The organism is Anabaenopsis elenkinii CCIBt3563, assembly GCF_015245355.1.
GTDB lineage: Bacteria > Cyanobacteriota > Cyanobacteriia > Cyanobacteriales > Nostocaceae > Anabaenopsis > Anabaenopsis elenkinii.
Map to the genome: position 1 here is coordinate 4,319,906 of NZ_CP063311.1, position 20,275 is coordinate 4,340,180.

General features: G+C 40.6%; 16 protein-coding genes, 1 tRNA gene and 1 pseudogene. 11 read left to right on the top strand and 7 right to left on the bottom strand.

Going from position 1 to position 20,275, the window contains the following annotated elements; genetic code table 11:
- Nucleotides 1–106: 106 nt before the first annotated feature.
- Together IM676_RS18845 and IM676_RS18850 are read right to left on the bottom strand one after the other, a co-directional pair.
- The gene (locus tag IM676_RS18845) at nucleotides 107–850 is read right to left on the bottom strand and encodes a sirohydrochlorin chelatase (protein ID WP_200988287.1); all 744 of its coding nucleotides are present in this window, start codon (nucleotides 848–850) and stop codon (nucleotides 107–109) included.
- Between the two features lie 2 nt (nucleotides 851–852).
- Nucleotides 853–1,233, bottom strand: a complete 381-nt coding sequence (locus tag IM676_RS18850; protein ID WP_200988288.1) for a DUF4359 domain-containing protein — start codon at nucleotides 1,231–1,233, stop codon at nucleotides 853–855.
- A gap of 113 nt (nucleotides 1,234–1,346) precedes the next feature.
- Here IM676_RS18850 and IM676_RS18855 point away from each other — a divergent pair.
- Together IM676_RS18855 and IM676_RS18860 are read left to right on the top strand one after the other, a co-directional pair.
- Nucleotides 1,347–1,419, top strand: a tRNA-His gene (locus tag IM676_RS18855).
- A gap of 267 nt (nucleotides 1,420–1,686) precedes the next feature.
- Nucleotides 1,687–4,107 carry a sucrose synthase gene (locus IM676_RS18860; RefSeq protein ID WP_200988289.1) on the top strand — a complete coding sequence of 807 codons (2,421 nt, stop codon included), beginning with the start codon at nucleotides 1,687–1,689 and terminating at the stop codon, nucleotides 4,105–4,107.
- Nucleotides 4,108–4,111: 4 nt separating this feature from the next.
- Here IM676_RS18860 and IM676_RS18865 read toward each other — a convergent pair.
- Nucleotides 4,112–4,306 (bottom strand): annotated as a pseudogene (locus tag IM676_RS18865) (peptidoglycan-binding domain-containing protein); the annotation flags it as partial.
- A gap of 202 nt (nucleotides 4,307–4,508) precedes the next feature.
- Nucleotides 4,509–5,027, bottom strand: a complete 519-nt coding sequence (locus IM676_RS18870; RefSeq protein WP_225880405.1) for a peptidoglycan-binding domain-containing protein — start codon at nucleotides 5,025–5,027, stop codon at nucleotides 4,509–4,511.
- Nucleotides 5,028–5,714: 687 nt separating this feature from the next.
- Between IM676_RS18870 and IM676_RS18875 the strand changes: the two genes are divergently transcribed.
- A complete protein-coding gene (locus IM676_RS18875) occupies nucleotides 5,715–6,740 on the top strand; it encodes an IS4 family transposase (RefSeq protein ID WP_200988292.1) in 1,026 nt (341 codons plus the stop codon).
- A gap of 814 nt (nucleotides 6,741–7,554) precedes the next feature.
- Nucleotides 7,555–10,173: a DUF3536 domain-containing protein gene (locus IM676_RS18880; RefSeq protein WP_200988293.1), complete on the top strand. Its 2,619-nt coding sequence runs from the start codon at nucleotides 7,555–7,557 to the stop codon at nucleotides 10,171–10,173.
- Between the two features lie 81 nt (nucleotides 10,174–10,254).
- Here IM676_RS18880 and IM676_RS18885 read toward each other — a convergent pair whose 3' ends face one another.
- On the bottom strand, nucleotides 10,255–11,616 hold the full coding sequence (locus IM676_RS18885) for an NAD(P)/FAD-dependent oxidoreductase (protein ID WP_200988294.1): 1,362 nt from the start codon (nucleotides 11,614–11,616) through the stop codon (nucleotides 10,255–10,257).
- Nucleotides 11,617–11,971: 355 nt separating this feature from the next.
- On the opposite strand from IM676_RS18885, the gene IM676_RS18890 reads away from it, so the two are divergent.
- From IM676_RS18890 to IM676_RS18905, 4 genes are read left to right on the top strand one after another with little or no spacing between them, the layout of a single operon-like run.
- Nucleotides 11,972–12,310, top strand: coding sequence for a hypothetical protein (locus tag IM676_RS18890; RefSeq protein WP_200988295.1), 339 nt, complete (start codon nucleotides 11,972–11,974; stop codon nucleotides 12,308–12,310).
- Nucleotides 12,311–12,326: 16 nt separating this feature from the next.
- A complete protein-coding gene (locus IM676_RS18895; protein ID WP_200988296.1) occupies nucleotides 12,327–14,354 on the top strand; it encodes a hypothetical protein in 2,028 nt (675 codons plus the stop codon).
- A complete protein-coding gene (locus tag IM676_RS18900) occupies nucleotides 14,351–14,995 on the top strand; it encodes an OmpA/MotB family protein (protein ID WP_200988297.1) in 645 nt (214 codons plus the stop codon). The genes IM676_RS18895 and IM676_RS18900 overlap by 4 nt, the downstream gene beginning before the upstream one ends.
- A 19-nt stretch (nucleotides 14,996–15,014) precedes the next feature.
- The gene (locus IM676_RS18905) at nucleotides 15,015–16,556 is read left to right on the top strand and encodes an EH signature domain-containing protein (protein WP_200988298.1); all 1,542 of its coding nucleotides are present in this window, start codon (nucleotides 15,015–15,017) and stop codon (nucleotides 16,554–16,556) included.
- A 188-nt stretch (nucleotides 16,557–16,744) separates the two neighbouring features.
- Here the strand turns inward: IM676_RS18905 and IM676_RS18910 are convergent.
- Nucleotides 16,745–17,619, bottom strand: a protein-coding gene (locus IM676_RS18910) for an IS630 family transposase (RefSeq protein WP_200986959.1) whose coding sequence is annotated in 2 segments (ribosomal slippage) — nucleotides 16,745–17,287 and nucleotides 17,290–17,619 — 873 coding nt in all. Because the reading frame shifts where the segments join, the coding sequence is not laid out codon by codon here.
- Between the two features lie 89 nt (nucleotides 17,620–17,708).
- Between IM676_RS18910 and IM676_RS18915 the strand changes: the two genes are divergently transcribed.
- The 3 genes from IM676_RS18915 to IM676_RS18925 all read left to right on the top strand — a co-directional run bounded on the left by IM676_RS18915 (nucleotide 17,709) and on the right by IM676_RS18925 (nucleotide 20,004).
- Nucleotides 17,709–18,170 (top strand): phosphate-starvation-inducible PsiE family protein, encoded by a 462-nt coding sequence (locus tag IM676_RS18915; protein ID WP_200990287.1) that lies wholly within the window; start codon nucleotides 17,709–17,711, stop codon nucleotides 18,168–18,170.
- 342 nt (nucleotides 18,171–18,512) lie between these two features.
- The gene (locus tag IM676_RS18920; RefSeq protein ID WP_200988299.1) at nucleotides 18,513–19,640 is read left to right on the top strand and encodes a ParM/StbA family protein; all 1,128 of its coding nucleotides are present in this window, start codon (nucleotides 18,513–18,515) and stop codon (nucleotides 19,638–19,640) included.
- Nucleotides 19,615–20,004, top strand: coding sequence for a hypothetical protein (locus IM676_RS18925; protein ID WP_200988300.1), 390 nt, complete (start codon nucleotides 19,615–19,617; stop codon nucleotides 20,002–20,004). The genes IM676_RS18920 and IM676_RS18925 overlap by 26 nt, the downstream gene beginning before the upstream one ends.
- 28 nt (nucleotides 20,005–20,032) lie before the next feature.
- On the opposite strand, the gene IM676_RS18930 is transcribed toward IM676_RS18925, so the two are convergent.
- Nucleotides 20,033–20,275 (bottom strand): HNH endonuclease, encoded by a 243-nt coding sequence (locus tag IM676_RS18930; protein ID WP_200988301.1) that lies wholly within the window; start codon nucleotides 20,273–20,275, stop codon nucleotides 20,033–20,035.

Here is a 20,275-nt window from a genome sequence, read left to right on the forward strand (position 1 = left end):
TAGGGGTTCTTGACAGACCCAAAACAAAGTAATTTACTTAATCTATTAGATTAAGTAAATCACGTTGTAAACGTTGCACAGCATGGCTTGGGCCTGCGTAGCAACATCAGTTTAGAATCCCCTGTGTTTCAACCAGGGGAGATGTCAATAAATCCCCAATTATCTCAGCTAATTCTCGACTTGCTCCCAAAGGCGCAGCCAGTTGGAAAGTCACAGTAGGAAATTGTAATTTTAGCCTTTCTATAGACAGAGCGATCGCATCAGTTATGCCACCTGTAAATAAAAAGTAGGGTAGAATTGCCACTTTTGTCTGTCCTGCAGCCACTAAAGCCTGGATACGTGATTCTAAACTAGGAGCCACAGCCCAATAAGCAGTAACTGCACCCAACTGGGCCGCTATGGTTTCTATAGGCTCTAGGGAACCAGGACGACGGCTACCATGGGCTAATAAAATTGTAGTTTCTGCTGGGATTGTCGCCATTTGCTGGGATAGCAAAGTAACTAAATCCCCGTGACTACCTAAATGGGGGTGCTGATGAATAATTATATCTTCACCCAGAGCCTGTTGTGCCAAAGCAATCTGCTCCGGAATATCCGCCATCACATGGACACCCGGTAACAGAAACACTGGGACAATTTCTAAAGACTTAACCCCCTCCCTCAAAGCAACACCAGCAAAGTCTTGAATCTGCTGATATAAAGGTTGGGGTTGTAATTCCAGAGCAGCTATACCTACCAAATGTTTACCATTACCCAGTTGCGCAGATACCAACTGTCCTAATTCCTCCATAGCCACTTGGGGGCGGGGGTCACGACTACCATGGGATACCAGTAAATATGCAGACATCATAATTATTGCGGCTTGGCAGTATAAGTATAAAAGCTATTAAAAGCTCCTACGGTTTCAAATTTATATAACGGTATCCAGGAACTGATTTTTAAATCAGTCCGGTAAACACTAAAAATGACAAAATCCTGCTTTTGGGTACTCCGTGCGAGGATATCCCGCATTTGGGGAATAGTTTGATCTACCAGATTGTCACATTGAGACTTGATTAAATTTTCTAAAAAATTGCTGGTTTTCTGGCAAACGTCCACCTTTAAATATTCTGTCAGCCGTTGTGTGGCATACTCTTCATATGCAGCCTGGGAAGGATTGGTCATAGCCATTGCTACCCCCAAGGCTAATAGTCCTAGAACTCCCGAACATCCGATAGTTGTCAGTGCTTTCATGGTTTCTGGGTTAAACTCGCTATAGTCATTCCACTGGAAATTGAGAAAATCCGCCCCTCTAAAAAAAGGTCTTGATCATTTTCTGATCATCGTGTTATAATCACAATACAATGGCGAGCGTAGCCAAGTGGTTAAGGCAGTGGTTTGTGGTACCACCATTCGTGGGTTCGAGTCCCATCGTTCGCCCTATTTTACCAGAGAGTACAATCAACAGTCTAGAGTGCTGGAGAACTTGTCATAAGAAACCTAGGGAATCTCCCCCAAAATTGTCTAACTTGAGTTAGAGTGAAATAACACTGAGTAGCATATATTCTGAGTAAAGAAAAAGACAAAGCAATTTGCCTGCTCATAAGTAGAAAAACACAGATAGATAGAGAATCCGTCTGTGTTGGTTTTTTGTGTTGATATGTCAAAGAGCGACGTGTTAAATGCAAATTCAATCTGAGGTTTATCATGTCTGAATTGATCCAAGCAATCTTAGATAGTGAAGAAAAAAGCGACTTGCGTTCCTTTTTGAGTCAGTTACGCCAGCAAGAACAAAAATACTTACTGCGTAACGATATCCTGAATGTATTTAAGGATTATTGCTCTAAGTCTGAGAAGTCAGAAACTACCGCGGCTTCTTCCCGCTTAGGGAAACTCATCTACTATACTCAGGAAATTATTCAAGAAGATTGCAACCTGTGCTTGATCATTCGTCCTAAAATTGCTCGTCAAGAAGTTTATCGGCTCACAGAGGATTTAAATTTTGAGCCGATGTCAGTACAGGAACTGCTAGACTTGCGCGATCGCTTCGTGAATAAATATCACCCCCTAGAGGGTGATCTACTAGAATTAGACTTTGGCCCGTTTTACGATTACACCCCAGTCATCCGCGACCCGAAAAATATTGGTAAGGGTGTACAATTCCTCAACCGCTATCTATCCAGCAAATTATTTCAAGACTCAAAACAATTGCTGGACAGCTTATTGAATTTCTTGCGCCTCCACCAGTATAACGGTGTGCAGCTGTTAATTAATCAGCGCATTAAGACTCAGCAGCAACTTTCTGACCAAGTAAAAAAAGCCATCACCTTCGTCAGCGAGCGGACTAAAGATCAACCCTATGAAGAATTCCGCTTTGAATTGCAGATGATGGGTTTTGAACCGGGTTGGGGTAATACAGCCGGGCGAGTCCGTGATACCCTGGATATTTTAGATGAATTAATTGATTCTCCTGACCCTCAGACCATCGAAGCTTTCATCTCTCGCATCCCGATGATTTTTAGAATCGTCCTCGTATCCGCTCATGGTTGGTTCGGTCAAGAAGGTGTTTTAGGTCGTCCCGATACTGGGGGACAAGTAGTTTATGTCCTCGACCAAGCCAAGAACCTGGAAAAACAACTACAAGAAGACATGGAGCTAGCAGGTTTAGGGGGGTTGAACGTCGAACCAAAAGTAATTATTCTCACCCGGCTAATACCTAATAGCGACGGTACACTATGCAATCAAAGGCTAGAAAAAGTTCACGGTACAGAGAACGCCTGGATTTTGCGCGTACCTGTGCGGGAATTTAATCCCAATATGACCCAAAACTGGATTTCTCGATTTGAATTCTGGCCTTATCTCGAAACTTTTGCTCTTGACTCAGAAAAAGAACTGTTGGCAGAATTTCAGGGTAGACCTGACTTAATTGTGGGTAACTACTCCGATGGTAATTTGGTGGCGTTTCTCCTAGCACGGCGCATGAATGTGACTCAGTGCAACATCGCCCACGCCTTGGAAAAGTCTAAATACTTATTTAGTAATCTCTACTGGGAAGAATTGGAGGATAAATACCATTTCTCCCTACAATTTACCGCTGATTTGATTGCCATGAACGCCGCCAATTTCGTTGTCAGCAGTACTTACCAAGAAATTGTTGGTACACCCGATAGCGTGGGACAGTATGAGTCTTACAAGTGCTTCACTATGCCGGAGTTATACCACGTAGTTAACGGCATTGAATTATTTAGTCCTAAGTTTAATGTTGTACCTCCGGGGGTGAATGAGAGTTATTATTTCCCCTACTCCCGCACTCAAGACCGAGTGGAAAGCGATCGCCAGCGAATTGCTCAAATGCTGTTTACCCTGGAGGACTCTAACCAAATTTTTGGCAAACTAGATGATCCTCAAAAGCGCCCCCTGTTTTCTATGGCCCGTCTTGACCGGATTAAAAACCTCACAGGTTTAGCAGAATGTTATGGTCAGTCCCCAGAATTACAGGAGCATTGTAACTTAATCCTAGTGGCGGGTAAGTTGCGTGTAGAAGAGTCAGACGACAACGAAGAACGAGACGAGATAATTAAACTCTATCAGATCATTGAACAGTATAACCTCTATGGGAAAATCCGCTGGTTAGGTGTACGCCTATCCAAATCTGATTCCGGTGAGATTTACCGTGTGATCGGCGATCGCCAAGGGATATTTATTCAACCTGCTTTATTTGAAGCCTTTGGTTTAACCATCTTAGAAGCCATGGTTTCAGGACTACCAACTTTTGCTACCCAATTTGGTGGACCTCTGGAAATTATTCAAGATCAAGTCAATGGGTTTTACATTAACCCTACAAACTTAGAAGAGACAGCCGCCAAAATCCTCTCCTTTGTCACCAAATGTAATCAAACCCCTGAATATTGGGATGCCGTTTCCCGACAAGCAATCAACCGGGTCTTAAGTACATATACCTGGAAAATCCATACCACTAAGTTGTTATCCCTAGCCAGGATTTATGGTTTTTGGAACTTTACCTCCAAGGAAAACCGCGAGGATTTGTTGCGTTATCTTGAGGCTTTATTCTATTTAATTTACAAACCCAAAGCACAAGAGTTATTAGCGCAGCATCAGCATCGCTAGAAGTTTAATTAGTCAACTGTTCCCAAGTTATTGGTCCGACTATTCCATCTACTTTGAGTTGGCGCTGGCTCTGAAAAGCCTTGACAGCTACCTCAGTCAGCGCCCCAAAATTTCCATCCACTCGCGTCCTATAGCCTTGAGAAACTAACAACCGCTGTAAAACTCTCACCACAAGACCTGAATTACCAAAACGTAATGTTAGCATAAATCACTCAGTATATTTGAAGTTGTAATTAGATCACTTACGCGTACAGGCAGTTGCGACCACTGCTGACTAAACATCTGATCATAGATAGCGGTGTCACCATACTACTTACAGTCAGTTGAAAATCGCTGTAATTTCCTGCTGTATTATGGGCAATATTTATTGCCACATGCATTTTAGTGTCTTAGATCAATAACTACATTGTCAACTGTTGCCAAGTTACTGGCCCCACTATTCCATCTATCCCTAATCTCCGCTGGTTCTGAAAGGCTTTGACAGCTGTTTCTGTCAGTGGACCAAAAGACCCATCAACTCGAATTGCGTAGCCTTTAGAAACTAACAATCTTTGTAGAACTCTCACCGCAGTACCTGAAGTACCAAAACGCAAAGTCGGTAGAGATTGGCCAGTGAAACTAGATGAAACTGCTGCTACTGTGATACTATTGTCCTTAGTAGCTGCCTTAGTCTGGTGATTCCTTTGGCTAGTTGTGATTGAGGCGAGCAGTTTTTGTTGAGCTAGGTGGGGGGCAGATGAGGTGGTTTGAGAAATTGCATCTGTGGGGATAAATTCCGGTGGCGTGATTTGAGAGTGATCGTTAACTAATTTACTTACATTATTCCTTAAATGCTCCGAGCTACTTTCTATCTGCAATGGTTGCACATTCGGTAATCTTTGCTGTGAAGATAATTGTCTGACGCTTAATATACTCGTCATTAGCAGGCCAATTTCGCTCATCGTTGTTCATTTTAGTAATCATTTAATTTCTCACTTGACAAACAAACCTGTTGTTAGTCCGGAATTATTAATACGGAAAAATTACCAAAATCTCTGTAATATTCTTTTGGCAACTATTAATTATAAATAATCTCATATTTCACTGATTATGCAAGCCTAAATTTCATTTAAGCTTAGTTAAACTCAACAAAATTACTTAAATAATTTTCACTTTATTAGTATAACCTGATATAATCTTATGGTTAAGTAAGTTTTTTTGTGAATTTTTGGTAAATTAATGGTCTGGTGCACTAACTCAGGTGAGAAGGATGTAAAACCTCTCTTGGGCAAACCATAGAAAATTAAGCCTCACTAGCCTGATTCAGCACGGGGATCATCAAACCTGGAGAATATCACATAGTATCTGATCAATAAAGTCGGTTTTCTGGTTACTAAAAGCAGCAAGTCAGCAAAAACCCTGGAGACTTTGAGACACTGGGAGATAATCACGGAATGTCAATTCAAGATACATTTGAGAAAGTCAGATGATTCAGGACTAACCCATTATATTGAAACGGAGATTATTTGTATGTTTATTAGCACAAGTGTTGAATGTTAAGAAAGAGGGTATAAAAATTGCCCAAAATATATTAAAATTTGGGCTAGCTATCTAAAAGGTATTGTTTAATGACGATTATAAATTCATTTCCGAAGATTGTCAAAGACATCCTCAGCCCATTACCAAAAAACGATTATCCGGTATTGAATAGCCGTCTGTTCGTGGAGTGTTGGCTAGCTTATGCACTGGATAATAGCTTAACGAGTATGCGGGATTTATTTAAAAGATTAAATCATACAGGGTTTAGCGTGAATATTGGCACATTCTCCAAAGCCAACACACATCGAAGCCAAGAACCATTCCAAAAAATATATCAGCAATTAAATCAATTAATTCAGAAAAAAGCCCAGAAGAAGTTACATAATAAATACGCAATATGTCCAATTGATTCAACCGTCATCACATTGACAAGTAAATTACTATGGGTGTTAGGTCATCACCAAGTAAAGCTTTTTAGTTCTCTCAATCTTGCCACGGGAATTCCAGAGGATAATTTCATCAATTTTGGGCATAAACATGATTATAAGTTTGGCTCAAAAATGATGTCTAAATTGCCAGCAGATGCTGTTGGAGTAATGGATAGGGGCTTCGCCGGATTAAATTTTATCGACGAATTAAACCAAGCTAGTAAGTATTTTGTTTTACGAATAAAAAATAATTGGAAACTAGAGCCTGATTCAGAAACTGGACTAGTAAAAATTGGTTCAGCTAAAGATGCTAAAGCTTATAGAGTGATTAATTTTTGTGACTTAGAAACTGAAGTAGAATTCCGGTTGGTTACTAATTTACCAGCCGATGGAGAAGCACCAGTGACAGATGAAGATATCCGGGATATTTATCGCTGTCGATGGGGAGTCGAACTGTTATGGAAGTTCTTAAAGATGCACTTGAAGCTGGATAAATTAATTACTAAAAATGTGAATGGTATTGCGATTCAACTGTATGCAAGTCTCATCGCTTATCTAATTTTAGGACTCGTCTCTATTCCTAAAGAATGGGGTGATAAGTTATTAGATAAATTTCGCTATCTCCAAGCCTGTATGTGTCAACAAATCAGTTACGTCCATTGGATGGAAGATATTATGCTATGTTGACATTTTCACCCTTGATAAGACTACTATACAGAATTATGTAAAGTTTTGTAAAGACATTCAACATTTCTGGTTTATTAGGTGACTATATATTCTGAGTTTGTTTTTTTCAACCCCTGATCAAATTTTCAGTTATTGCAGCGAGTAAACAAATAATATATTCCTCAAATATAGCATTTCCCATGCTCGTGAGGTACAAAGTTGTTTAGTTTCAGGGAACTAGGGAACAGGCAATTGATGTGTACTTCATTAGCCTGAAAAAGGCTTTATATTCCTCAAAGAATTTCAACCGTAATGATACTAGTGAATTAGTCAGATCATGGTCATGGATAAATTTTTTTTTACTGACTATTCCCTCGTGAAATTTTGAGGAATCAAATAGGCATCTTTTGAAATACGTATATATAATAAGATAAGTTAATATCACCTTGTGCAGTTAGGTTTCTTAGTTTACAGTATTGTTGCAGATTGTACTGTCTCTAGACTCAAGGCGGATATGTAAAATAAAGTTGTAATTGATGGAGAGTTTGTAAAATTTTGTAGGGAAAATAGCCATAAAAGTCTGGAGTTGAGCGACAATATCATTCTGACTAGATAAGTAGACCGTGCAATATTTGACTGACACTGCTGATCAAAAACCCTGATGTCTGTGGGTTAACGCAGATTTGTTACTGTAGTGAAACAGTTTTTGGGAGAATTGGCCGAACCATATAATCATAGTTTTATTATATACCGGATTCTGGATAGAAACCTCTGTTTAAAGGTTTAAATACCCGTATTCGGCGCAAGTGTAAGTTTTTTATGGAGATGAATATACATGACTTCTGCTGCTGAAAGACCAGTTAAACCCGGCGTAACCCTGACATCACACCCGACTGTTCATGAGAACAAGCAGATAGACCCGCTCAAACAGGCGACTGGTGTTTATGTAACGGTGCATGGCCATTTTTATCAGCCCCCACGGGAAAACCCTTATTTAGAAGCAATTGAACGTCAACCGAGTGCGTCACCCTTCCATGATTGGAATGAACGCATTCACTGGGAATGCTATCGCCCTAATGCTTTCGCCAGGGTCTTTAATGACCAGGGGGAAATAGTCGAGATTGTGAATAATTACGAATATTTCAGCTTTAATATTGGAGCAACCCTGATGTCGTGGCTAGAACGCCACGATTTTGAGGTTTATCAGCGAATTTTGGAAGCAGACACCAAAAGCTGTCAACGCTTGCAGGGTCATGGCAATGCGATCGCCCAGGTATACAATCATATAATTATGCCTCTGGCCAATGAACGGGATAAATACACCCAAATCCGCTGGGGTAAAGCAGATTTTCGCTCACGCTTTGGCCGCGATCCCGAAGGTATGTGGCTAGCAGAAACAGCGGTAGACTATGCCACCTTAGAAGCGTTAGTAGCTGAAGATATCAAGTTTATTATCCTTGCACCATCCCAAGCCCAACGTTGTCGCCCCCTACCCACACGGGATGATCCTCATCCCCAATGGCAAGAAGTTGGGGGTAGTCAAATTGATCCCACCCGCCCCTATCGCTGCTATTTACAGGGAAGCAGGGATACTGATCCCCAATCCCGCCCTTACATTGATATCTTTTTCTACGATGGCCCTATTTCCCGGGATATGGGCTTTAGTGATGTGGTTTATAGTTCTAGTCATTTTGCCGGACGTATCGGTTCAGCAATACGTGGGGATCACCGACCAGCACAATTAATTTCTGTAGCTACAGATGGGGAAACCTTCGGACACCATAAGAAAGGTACTGAAAAAACTTTAGCCTACGCCTTTATTGGAGAATTTCCTCAGCGCCATTGGACTGTCACCAACTTTGCTCACTATCTCAGCCTCAATACTCCCACTTGGGAGGTGGAAATTAAACCCGCCACAGCCTGGAGTTGCGCCCACGGGGTGGATAGATGGCAAGATGACTGTGGTTGTGGTGGTGAAGGTGGTGTGTGGCATCAAAAATGGCGGCGACCCTTGCGGGATGCTTTAAATTGGCTGCGGGATCAGTTAATTGATGTCTATGAGAAACATGGCCGGCGGCTATTCAATGATCCCTGGTTAGCACGGGATGAATATATTCAGGTGATCCGCGATCGCTCTGTGGCTAATGTGAACAGTTTCCTGTCTCGCCATCAAACCCACAAACTCACCCCCGCAGAACAGGTTGATGCTTTGCGCTTGTTAGAAATGCAGCGTCACGCTTTACTGATGTTTACTAGTTGCGGCTGGTTTTTTGAAGAAATTTCTCGCCCAGAAGGGACGCAAATTCTCCGTTATGCTTCCCGTGCTTTGGAGTTGGCTGGGGATGTGGCTGGTGTACAGTTAGAGAAAGCTTTCATCAAACGCCTATCTTTAGCCCCCAGTAATGTGGATGTTTTCCCAGATGGTGGGTCACTTTATCGCCAAATGGTGCAAACTGCCCAAGTGAGTGTCAAGCAAGTCACAGCACACTATGCTATTAGTTCTCTGTTTGCTAATCAAAAATCTACCCAAAAGCGCATTTATTGCTACAGTCTTGATGAGATTGATTACCAGCTGCAACGTATGGGTTCCTTGACCTTGGCGGTAGGAAATTTAAAGCTGGTGTCAGAAGTTACCTGGGAAAGTGAAAGTTTAGTATTTGCTGTGCTGCATTTGGGCGGCTGGGATTTCCACTGCTGTACCCAATTATTTACCGGTAGACGTGAGTACAGTCAGTTGAAAGAAAAGCTGTTTACCTCTTTAAAACAGGGGAGTGCTGCCCACAGTATCTTGGTGATGACCCAGCTATTTAGAGAAGAAACATTTAGCCTCCAGAATCTCTTTGCCGAAGAACGTCACCGGATTATGCGCCTTCTGAGTCAGGAAACACTAACACGGTTAGACCAACTTTATACCCAGGTGTATCGGGATAATTATGGATTATTGATGGCCTGCCACCGGGATGAGTTAGAAGTACCCCAAGAGTTACAGGTAGCCGCGGAAATTGCTTTGGGCGCACGCTGTATGGTCATACTGCGATCGCTTGAGCAAGAGATCACAGACCCAGTATTAAGTTTAAATCACATTGTAGAATTAGAAGCGATCGCGACTGAAGCTCAGAATTTGCACTGTCGGTTAAATATTCCCGAAGGTAAGCAAATTCTAGAACAACTGATCATGCGGTTACTGTGGCGATTATTACACGATGTCAATGGCAGTTTCGCCACCCAAATCCAATCTTTAGAAAGGTTGATTGATGCCAGCTATCAGCTGAATATCAACGTTTCTTTGGACAAGTCCCAGGAGCTATATTTTAGCTGTCTATCCAGTCAAATTGAACCTTTATATCTGACGACCTTGAATAATACAGAAGAAAATTATCAATGTCGTCAATTACTGAAATTAGGACAAAAGTTAGGCGTTAATGTTACCTATATTCTGAGTCAGTTTGAGTAGTGATACAGCAGTTGTGCTGACCTGATCAATCTTGTGGGGTGCACATTGTGCGATTTTCTCCCTCACAAGAAAGGCACAATACTAGACATTCAGAGGATGCTGCTTTTCTTTACCCTGGTAATCATCTTCATTGTTCACAGGTTTGGGATCTAAGAAAGCTTCTCTACCGGTAATCAATCTGGAACGACGATTACGGGTGATATAGTTCCAAGCCCACTGAATTACTACTACTAATTTAGTGTCAAACTCAATTAAGAAGTAGATGTGAATTACTAGCCAAAATACCCAAGCAATGAAACCTGAGAGTTTGACTAGGCCTAAATCAACAACGGCTAAATTTTGCCCAATCATCGCCAAACTACCCACGTCGTTGTAATGAAATTGTGGCAAAGTGTAACCTTGAAGTTTTCCTTGAATCAGTCCAGCTACATACTCCCCTTGTTGAGTAGCTACGGGTGCAACACCAGGTAAGGGTTTACCAGTCTGATGGGAGAAGTTAGCTAAATCTCCCACAACAAAAATGTTTTTATGTCCCTTGATGCTCAAGTCCGGTTCCACAATCACACGTCCAGAGCGATCGCATTCTACACCTGTACGCTCTGCTAGAACTTTCCCCATTGATGACCCTTGTACACCAGCAGCCCATAAGACTGTTTTTGAGGGGATTTGCTCAACTTCATCCCCACTCTTAAAAGTAACGATATCATTTTCAATGTTGGTCACCCTGGTGTTAGTTCTGATCATCACACCCAATTTTGCCAAAGCTGATGTAGCTGCTTTCGATAACTTGGGCGAAATGTATGGGAGGATGCGATCGCCCCCTTGCAATAGTAAAATTTTCGCCTCGGAAGTATTGATATTGCGGAAATCTTCTTGCAGTGTTTTGTATGCTAATTCTGCAATCGCACCTGCTAATTCTACACCGGTCGGACCACCACCCACAATCACAAAGGTCAACAAAGCCTTGCGTTTTTCTGGGTCAGTTTCTCTTTCTGCTGCTTCAAATGCTGTAAAGATCCGGCGACGTATTTCTATAGCATCTTCCACAGTTTTTAACCCCGGTGCAAATGCTTTCCACTCATCCTTACCAAAATAGGAATGGTTAGCACCTGTAGCTACTACTAATGTATCGTAAGGGACTACCTGATCATCTAAAATAACCTCTTGTTTTTTGGGGTCAATATCACTCACCTTTCCTAACAGCACTCGTGTATTCTTACTTCTTCTGAATACGGCTCGCAATGGTGAGGAAATATCAGCAGGTGAGAGGGTACCTGTGGCGACTTGATATAACAGTGGCTGAAATAGGTGAAAGTTCCGTTGGTCAATGAGGGTAATACTTACATTGGCTTTCGCCAGAGTCTTGGCTGTATATAGTCCACCAAAACCACCACCAATGATGACAACTTTATGTGGTGCATTCTTCCCAACTGAGACTACCATAGGAAATATTGCCTTCTGTTAAGAGCGTTAACTATTCTTAACAACTTTGTAACAAATTTATAATATATTTTGCCGTTTATTTAGAACACTTGAAAAAATAATAACTGTAGTCAAATTTACGATTTATTTGATTTACAGCATTTCCCATGCTCCTAAGGTAGAAAGTTTTTTAGTTTTAGGGAACACCGGAACAACCCAACACCATACACTATCTTTTTTAACCCCCAAACTTGGATACACAGGGCGATCGCACCCCCCGAGTAACTGGAAGAGGTAACTTCCATGGATCTGTATAATAATCTAATGATTCATTGCACAGCCCAGATCGCCTGTTTTCCAGTTACCAGGGAATTTCATGATCCAGTTGACACCATCGGTAATAGAATTAGTTGAAGAAATTGTAGCTGTTAATCAAGCCTGGAAACTAACTGCTGACATGGGAGAGCATACCTCAGCCATAGCAGACTCACTCGCGGATTTAAAGAACCGGTTACAAGTGCGACTCTTACGTACTTATGCACCCGAACAGGTTTATTTAGAAGTTGATACTTCTCCAGAAACAACAACCACAGAAGAACTTTATGGGTTAATTCTACGCCAACCAATAGGTGATTATTGGAATGCGGCACATCTTCCCGTGCGTGTAGCTCAACAATTGCTGTCTTCTGAAGAAATAGCCAAATTTACAATTTAGTGGGGAGTGTAGTCAAATGATTCAAGGCTTCATCAATATTTTTTGGCAGAATACTTTTTTTCATTGGAGTATTCTAATTGTTTTCCTGGTGGGAGGAATAGCCGAAGTTATATCTATTCTTCTGTATTGCAGTTCCACAAAAAGAGATTTGGAAGATACTAAAAAAAGTATTAATTACTTGCAGAGCCAGAGAAATCAACCGCAAAATTCACAGACGAATGAAGTTACTTTAAACCCAAATGGACGATTGTCCTGGTTCCGGAAACATCTAGCTGGAACAGATACTGAGGGAGGTTTCCAACCCAAAGTTGAGGCGGGAAAATTTGTATTATTACAATACCCAAGAATTTTAAATCCCTCTATTCGTAGCAGCTATTTGCGTTTTATACCTACCATTCTCATCGCCATTGGTGTTTTAGGAACCTTTTATGGGATTCAGGAAGGATTATCACAAATAGACCTGAGTAATATTAATCAAAACAACTCCAACTTACTAGAAGCTAGTGTCAATCTTCTAGAAGGTATGAAAACTGCTTTTTCTACTTCATTGATGGGGTTAGGCTCTAGCAGTGTATTTACTATTCTCTTAGCAGTTGGAGAAGCATATAAACGCTTACGTGGTCATGAATTACGCCAAAAATTAGATAGGATTGCTTTTGTAGAAAGTCCCACAAGGCTTTTATCTCGTTTTAACCTTGATGGAACTGAAAAAGCAGCAACCAGTTTAAGGGATGCTGCTGAGAGTATGAAAACCGGATTTCAAGAATTAATCCAGGTACAAAGTAAATTAAGTCCTGATGCTATTGGTCGAGAAGTGGGAGCAGTCATGTCTCCCATTTTTAAGGACATCAAAGAAGAACTATCAGCACTCAGAGAAATTAAACAGGATCAAGGTCAGGAAATATTAAGAAATTTAATTACAGAACAAAGAGAACAATTAATCAAACCCCTCATAGCTGAACTTACCAAGAGTGCACAACTGACTCAAGAAGCTTCTCAAGCAGTTCGTGAACTCAGAGAAGAACTGGGGGGAATTTCCCAAAGTCTCAGCACATCTGTAATGACTATCCAAAAATTCCAAGAAGAGACTTTAGTTAGATTGCAGGAATTTGCAGTTAGTTTGCAGTCTATCTTAACTGAATTTCGTTCTGATACTCAAGGAGTAATGGAAAGGGTATCTACAGAAATTCAGTCAGCTGTAACTGCAAGTGTTGAAGCGATAAATTCTCAGAGAATTGCTTTTGAAGTCAGTTCTAATCAAGCAGCCAATACTTTTAGAAGTATTCGAGAAGATTTAGAAACCGCACTACATACCCAAGCAGAAATAGAGCGTCAAATGCTCCAGGAATTTCAAGATCGAACCCTGGCGATTATCACCACACAAACTGAAAGTATTACCACCGTTGGTAATGAAGCATCTCAATTAATGAATGGAGCCAGAGAGAACTTAATATCTACTCTCTCTAACATTGATACTATGCTGCAAAATACCCGCATCACTGTACAGGAAGAACTACAGCAATTCCGCCTGAGTTATCAAACAGCTTTACAAGAGTTCTTCAATAGCCAAAATCAGTTACTAGAAGAAACCCTAGGGGAACAGCGTCAAGGACTAGCTCAGGTTGTCAATGATTTACAGACTGCTTTTAACGAAGAATATCACAGACGCTCAACTTTAACCGCACAAGTGGACGAAAGTATGAGCAGAATTGGGCAAACTGTAGAGAAGGTCAGTAATTTTGCTAATGTCACCGGGTTAACTTCAGGAGAAAGGCTAGCACAAATCCAAGAAATTACCAGGGGATTGGGTCGAGAAGCTCATAGGATTGAACAAACCTATGCAGCTATGATTCAACAGTTAAATCAGGCTTTGGAAATAAGTAATCAACATTTAGTTGATTACCTAAATCAAGCATCTGCATCTGAAAACCTGTTTTTCACCCAAGCAGATGAAGCCACAACCAGAATTTCTAATCAATTACTACAAGCTGCTAATTATCTAGTAGCTGCAGAAGCTAATCGTCGTCATCAATCTGAATCATGAATAATTTTAGCGATTGGGAACCAACACCACAAATAGAAGAGGATAACTCCAGCGTTTTACTCGCCATTGGCGATATGATGTCTGGACTGTTAATGATATTTGCGCTGTTGTTTATTACCGTTTCTTTACAGTTGAGTCAAAGATCAGAACCCAGACGTATTGTCATTGGAGAAGTGATTGGTGCTTTAAAAGCAAATAACGTGAAGGTAGAAGTTAATCCAGACACCGGAGATATTAGCTTGAAAGAAAATATCCTATTTCCAGAAAATAGTGCTCAATTAAGTGATGCTGGAAAAAGCACTCTACGATCATTTATCCCGGTTTACAGTAATGTAATTTTATCCAACCCTGAATATGAGAAAGAAATTACCCGGGTTGTGATTGAAGGACATACTAGTTCTAGTGGAACTTATAACGGTAATTTACAGTTAAGTCTGTTGAGGTCTTTTGCTGTTGCTGAATATATCTTCTCTCCAGAGATGAAATTTCAAACTAAATCACAACTGAGTCAAAAAATCCTTGCTTCTGGAAGGGGAGAAATTGAAGCTAATCCAAATATTGATGACCCCAATGATAGAAAGGTAATTTTCCGGTTGCAATTTAAGGGAGATAATTTATCTGGTATTTTTCCGTCCAAATGATTTTGACAACCTAGAAAATATGATGTTAAATTTTCGCACTTTATCCTTAAGCGATCGCCAGTCACCGGAACCAACCAATTTACTCCAGTTAGTCAACAATTTCCCTAACAGTGGACAATTCCGCCAGCTTCACAATCTCCCTAATGTAGAAACAGATACTTGGCGTTCTTTAGATCAAATTATCGAAACCATCCAATCCGGCAATATTGACGACATTCAACACATAGAATGGGTCTATTGTCTCCATAATAAGGCTGAATGGGATAAGCAACACCCAGAAATCAGCTATACAACTTCAGCATTAATCTGGAGAGCAGCAGTTAATAACTTACGGCTCCAACAAACTTTATTATGGCTGTTAGTGTTGAATCATAGCGAGTCACAGCCAATTATCAGTGAATCTTTAGTTACAAGTTTTTCTGTGTTTATCAGGGAATCAGGGGACAGTGACGCACAAATATTACAAATCATACAAGCCATCACCCAGGACGACTATCACAGATTAGCTTTAATTGCTAGGGAGAAGAATTGTACACCCCAAGAATTACTCAAGAAATTTAATCTTCCATCAACTGGTAATGCGGTGAATCAGGCTTTAAACTATGTAGTGACAATATTTTCAGACAGGAAAGACAAACCAGAATGGTTCCCAGAATGGTTACTGCGTTGTTTTGCGCAAATGTCCCACTCACAACAATGTCAGGAAGTTAATCGTTTATTGACAGCGATCGCCCCTGAAATAGGAAGCGGTTTTTTATCAATCGTAGAATGGTTACGTCAAAATTATGGACCCCGCACTGTTAATTCTCGGTGGAGTCAATTATCACCACAAGCTCAACTAGCATTACGTAAATGGATTGGTGCTGCTACTTGGGGAGATTTTGACAGAATGATTACAGCGTTAATCAATGATCGGAGTTCACAGTTACGAAACTTACGACAGAATAACAAGATATGTGACAAACTAGATTATGAAAGAAACCAACTAGAAAGACGTAAAGAGTTTTGGTCAAATTATAGCGATCGCTTTGAACGTCTGCGTATTTTAGTACCCGCATCAACTAGTGAGAATACTCAAGAATTAACACGAGATATTGATATTCTGGTCAATGATGATAGTAATGAGACAGAAATTTGTATCTTTGACTTTGGGGATTGGTTTATTGTAGAATTCTTCCGGGGTAATGGCAGTGAAATTTTACTGTTTAACCGCAATTCCTCTGCTAATGTGGAAGAAACATTATTTCAATCGCCAAATTTATCTATCTCAGATATTCGCCGTTTATATCGTTTTGGCGGTGAAATTCATGATCATGTTTTCCTCTGGCAATATTATGCGGAAAAGTGGCTGAGAACGCAACATAATATTTACCCGAATGACGGGATAACTCGTTTTAAAGGAATTCCTCCAAAATATAATCAATTTAGTCACACAACAGGTTTACCCACTCCTGCAGTAGATAAACAGAGAATCCGTGAACAACGTTTAGCACGCTGGCGCCAGGATATTCAAAGAATATACCAAGGACTTGGTATAACCTTGAAGAACTGGAGTAACTAGTAACATCTGAATCTAGATTACCATAGTGTGTTGTCCCGCACAACGCACTATTTTTTTCACGCAAAGGAGCGCAAAGGTTTAAGATTAACTACATTTACCCCAAAGGTGATTAATAATAACTTTTAAAATTCTCAATTCCCTATGATATGGGTGGAGTCAGCAACAATATATAGCAACCGCCAAGGAGGTTAGGACGCAAAAAGCAAGACATCCTCAATGGCATCTCGTAAAGAATCAAACCGCTCAAGTTTTTTGCGGATTCGACTTTTTAACCAAGACCAACATTTTTCAATCTGATTCAGGTCTGGAGAATAAGGTGGTAGGTACAGCACTTCACACCCTGCGTACTGAATCAGTTGTTGAATGCGCCCACCTTTATGAAATGTGGCATTATCCATCACCACAACCTGTCCTGGTTTGAGTGTGGGAAGCAAACAAGCTTCAAGCCAAGTCTCAAATACTATTCGATTACACGCACCCTCAACAGTGAAAGGAGCTATCAGCTTATGGTTACACAGCGCGGCAATTATGTTCACCCGACCTTCACGACGACCTGATTTAAGTGCATGGAAGCGCTGTCCTTTTGAGTTCCAACCGTAATCATACTGGTCTCGGTTGTCCATTCCTGACTCATCGAGGTATACAATCTTCTCCACAGGTAACTCAGACAACTGCGTTACGAAAGCCTGTCGTTTGACCTCATCGCGCTCACGGTAGCCATAAGTCTTTTTTTTCGCGTAAAACCAATTTTTTTCAAAGCTCTTGAGATTGTGCGATCGCTAATTTCTTCAGGCCAAAGTGAGGCCATCTCTACTTGGGTTTTATCGCCATGTACGGAAGCAAACTCACGAAATTTTTCCCAATCGGTAATTTTGTGACCATTCCCAGGACGCTGATTAGGCAAGGCTTGGAAGTCCCCCGTTTCGGTTTTTCGCTTCAACCATAGGGTGATGGTGTTGCGACTAATATTAAACATTTGACTGGCTTGAGTTTTCTTCAAGCCATCGAGTTCAATCGCTTGGATTACTTTTTGACGAAGGTCGTAACTGTACGGCTTGGGCATATACCTGTAGCAAGCGATCGCTTCACATGAAAAGGGACTACTTATAGTTTATGCTTAAATTACCTTGGCGGTTGCTATATAGGTTGATTATGCCACAGCGGGTAGTTACAGAAGTCAAAAGTTGGTTTAGGCGTGAGAGAATTGTGAGGAACTTAGAAATTTTCCAAGACTTTATTGTAATTTCTCTATGCTTGGGATTATTCGGCGTGATGCTGATTAGACTAGGTGATATGTTTTTGTTATTTTTACGTCCCTTGGATTTACGGGAAGTAACATCTGATATTTTGTTTATTTTGATTTTAGTAGAATTATTCCGGTTATTACTTGATTATATCCAGGAGCAGCAGATTTCTGTAGGGGCAGCGGTAGAAATTACTATTGTATCTGCTTTGCGAGAAGTAATTTTACGTGGGGTTCTGGAAATTCCCCGCGATCAAATTTTAGCTATTTCTGTATTTCTCATGGTTTTAGCAGGAATTCTCGCCGCATTACCTTGGATATCTCGATTTTTTGAACACGTTAAACTTACCAGTGAGGAAATCAAGCAGTAAAAATTCACTGATATTTTTATTTGTGAATTAAATTCGGTAGTTGGGCGATCGCCCAATTACCGATGATATTAATCATAAAATATTTTACCCAAAATATACTTTGTATTTTTTTATATTCAATCAATATCCTAGGGAAAAAAGCAGTTATTTATCTTGACTTAATTAATAGAATATGCGTGTCTGGGAAAAAGATCAGCGATACCAGATTTTTAGAAGTCATGGTAATTTAAGCTTTAGTTGATAAAATCTATGGACTAGCAGGATTACTGATATGCCTAGATCCCTTAATTCTTGAATTGGGGTAAAACTGTTCCTTGCAAATTTTTAGGTCTACATTTACAAATGTCTAAAAATCTCAACTCTCAAGAGTTAAAACCTGATCAACCCAATGATCAACCTCCTGCGGAATCTCAAACAGCAGTAAAACGGGAAGCAGATACACGCAGTTCAGTAGAAACTGGTTTATCAAAGGATACCGCATTTGTAGCTGCTCCTAGAGCCATTGAAGTGATTTTTGACCCTGGTAATCGCTCAATTCTGCTCTATGATGGCAAGAATCTTGTCAAACTAGCTTCTTTATATGCATGGCTATCTGGGAATCGTAAACCCATCCGTATGAATGATCAATCATCTGTTGTTGAAATTCATACCTCAGATGGTAGTTCTGAATATAATGGTACTCGCTATTTGATTGGCGAAGCAGCCTCCAGACAACCCCGTTACGAACGGGTCTACAATCGTCCTAAATTTGATGAATGCTTACTTTATCTGCTACCCTGTATCGGTAAACTTTTCCCCAAACAGAAAGATCTGACTCTAGCGGTGAAAGTCAATGCTACAGAAGCTGAACTTCATCAAAATCTTTTGGAGCAAAAGCTCAAGGGAAAGACAGAAGCTACTCTTGACGGACGGGATATCTCACTCACGGTGGAGTCTGTGACTGTTTTTGAGGAAGGTTTGGGAGCTTGGTATCTGCTGAATGATTCTGAACCTCAAATCAAAGGCCACTATACAGGAGTGCTAAATTTGGGCGGAGCCACTATTGACTCTATTTTAGTGGATTATGATGGCTATGTTTTAACAGAAGCCAGTTTGAGAAGTCCTAAGGGGGGTACATTTGACCTGGCCACGGAAATCAGACGCGTCATTACAGCTGACCGAGCAGATATGGCTTATCTAGAGGCCGATGTAATTATGAATTGTCTGGAGTTCAATGATTATGTCATTGATGGTTATGATTTCTCATCTATTGTCAGAAATGAGATAGATAACTGGTTTAAGTCGGTGATGGGAAAAACTCAAGCTGTCTGGTCTAGTTACTTCCATAAAATTTCTCGCTATATCCTTACAGGTGGTAGTGCTTATCTAGTTATTGATAAAGCTGCTCGTTCCCCCAAGTTCCACGTTACCCGTAACCCCGTATACGATAATGTTATAGGTCTCTATGGACGACAAAAAATTAATAGCTAATATGGATTTTGTCAGGAAAAAAATTGCTCGACGTAAGCTTCAAAAACGTTCCGGTTCAACCCATGTCTGGAGCATGACTGCTACGATCAAGGAAGAAAATTATGATGTGGTATTAACCGAAGGTGACAATAGCGAAACTGACAGCGTATCTAAAGTTGTTAACCGTGCATTAACTCTGATGCAAAGATTAATGGACTCTACCCAAACCGATACGTTTTCCGAAGCTATGGATGTCGCCCTTCGGTTGGTGAAGCAGACTAACTTATCTACTGTCAAGGAGTCTGAGAATGTTGTTTCTCAACCAGATCATTCAAACACAAACATTGATTTTGTTGATCCTGATTTTTTGAATGTCATGGGATAGTCAGACTCAGCTTTTAATTGAGGATAAATTACTGAAAATGTCGCCGAAAGCGGGGATCAAGTTTATCTGTTTTTTCCTGATTACAAGTAAAACACAGGGTCTGTAAGTTGCTGATATCATTTTGACCACCACGAGCTAGGGGGATAATATGGTCAACTGTCAGCTTAGTTTCTGAACTTGTTTTACCACAGCTTTGACATTGATATTTATCTCTTGCAAATACGTATTTTCTCACTGAGGAGGGAATGGGAATCCGGGGGGTTTTATTCAT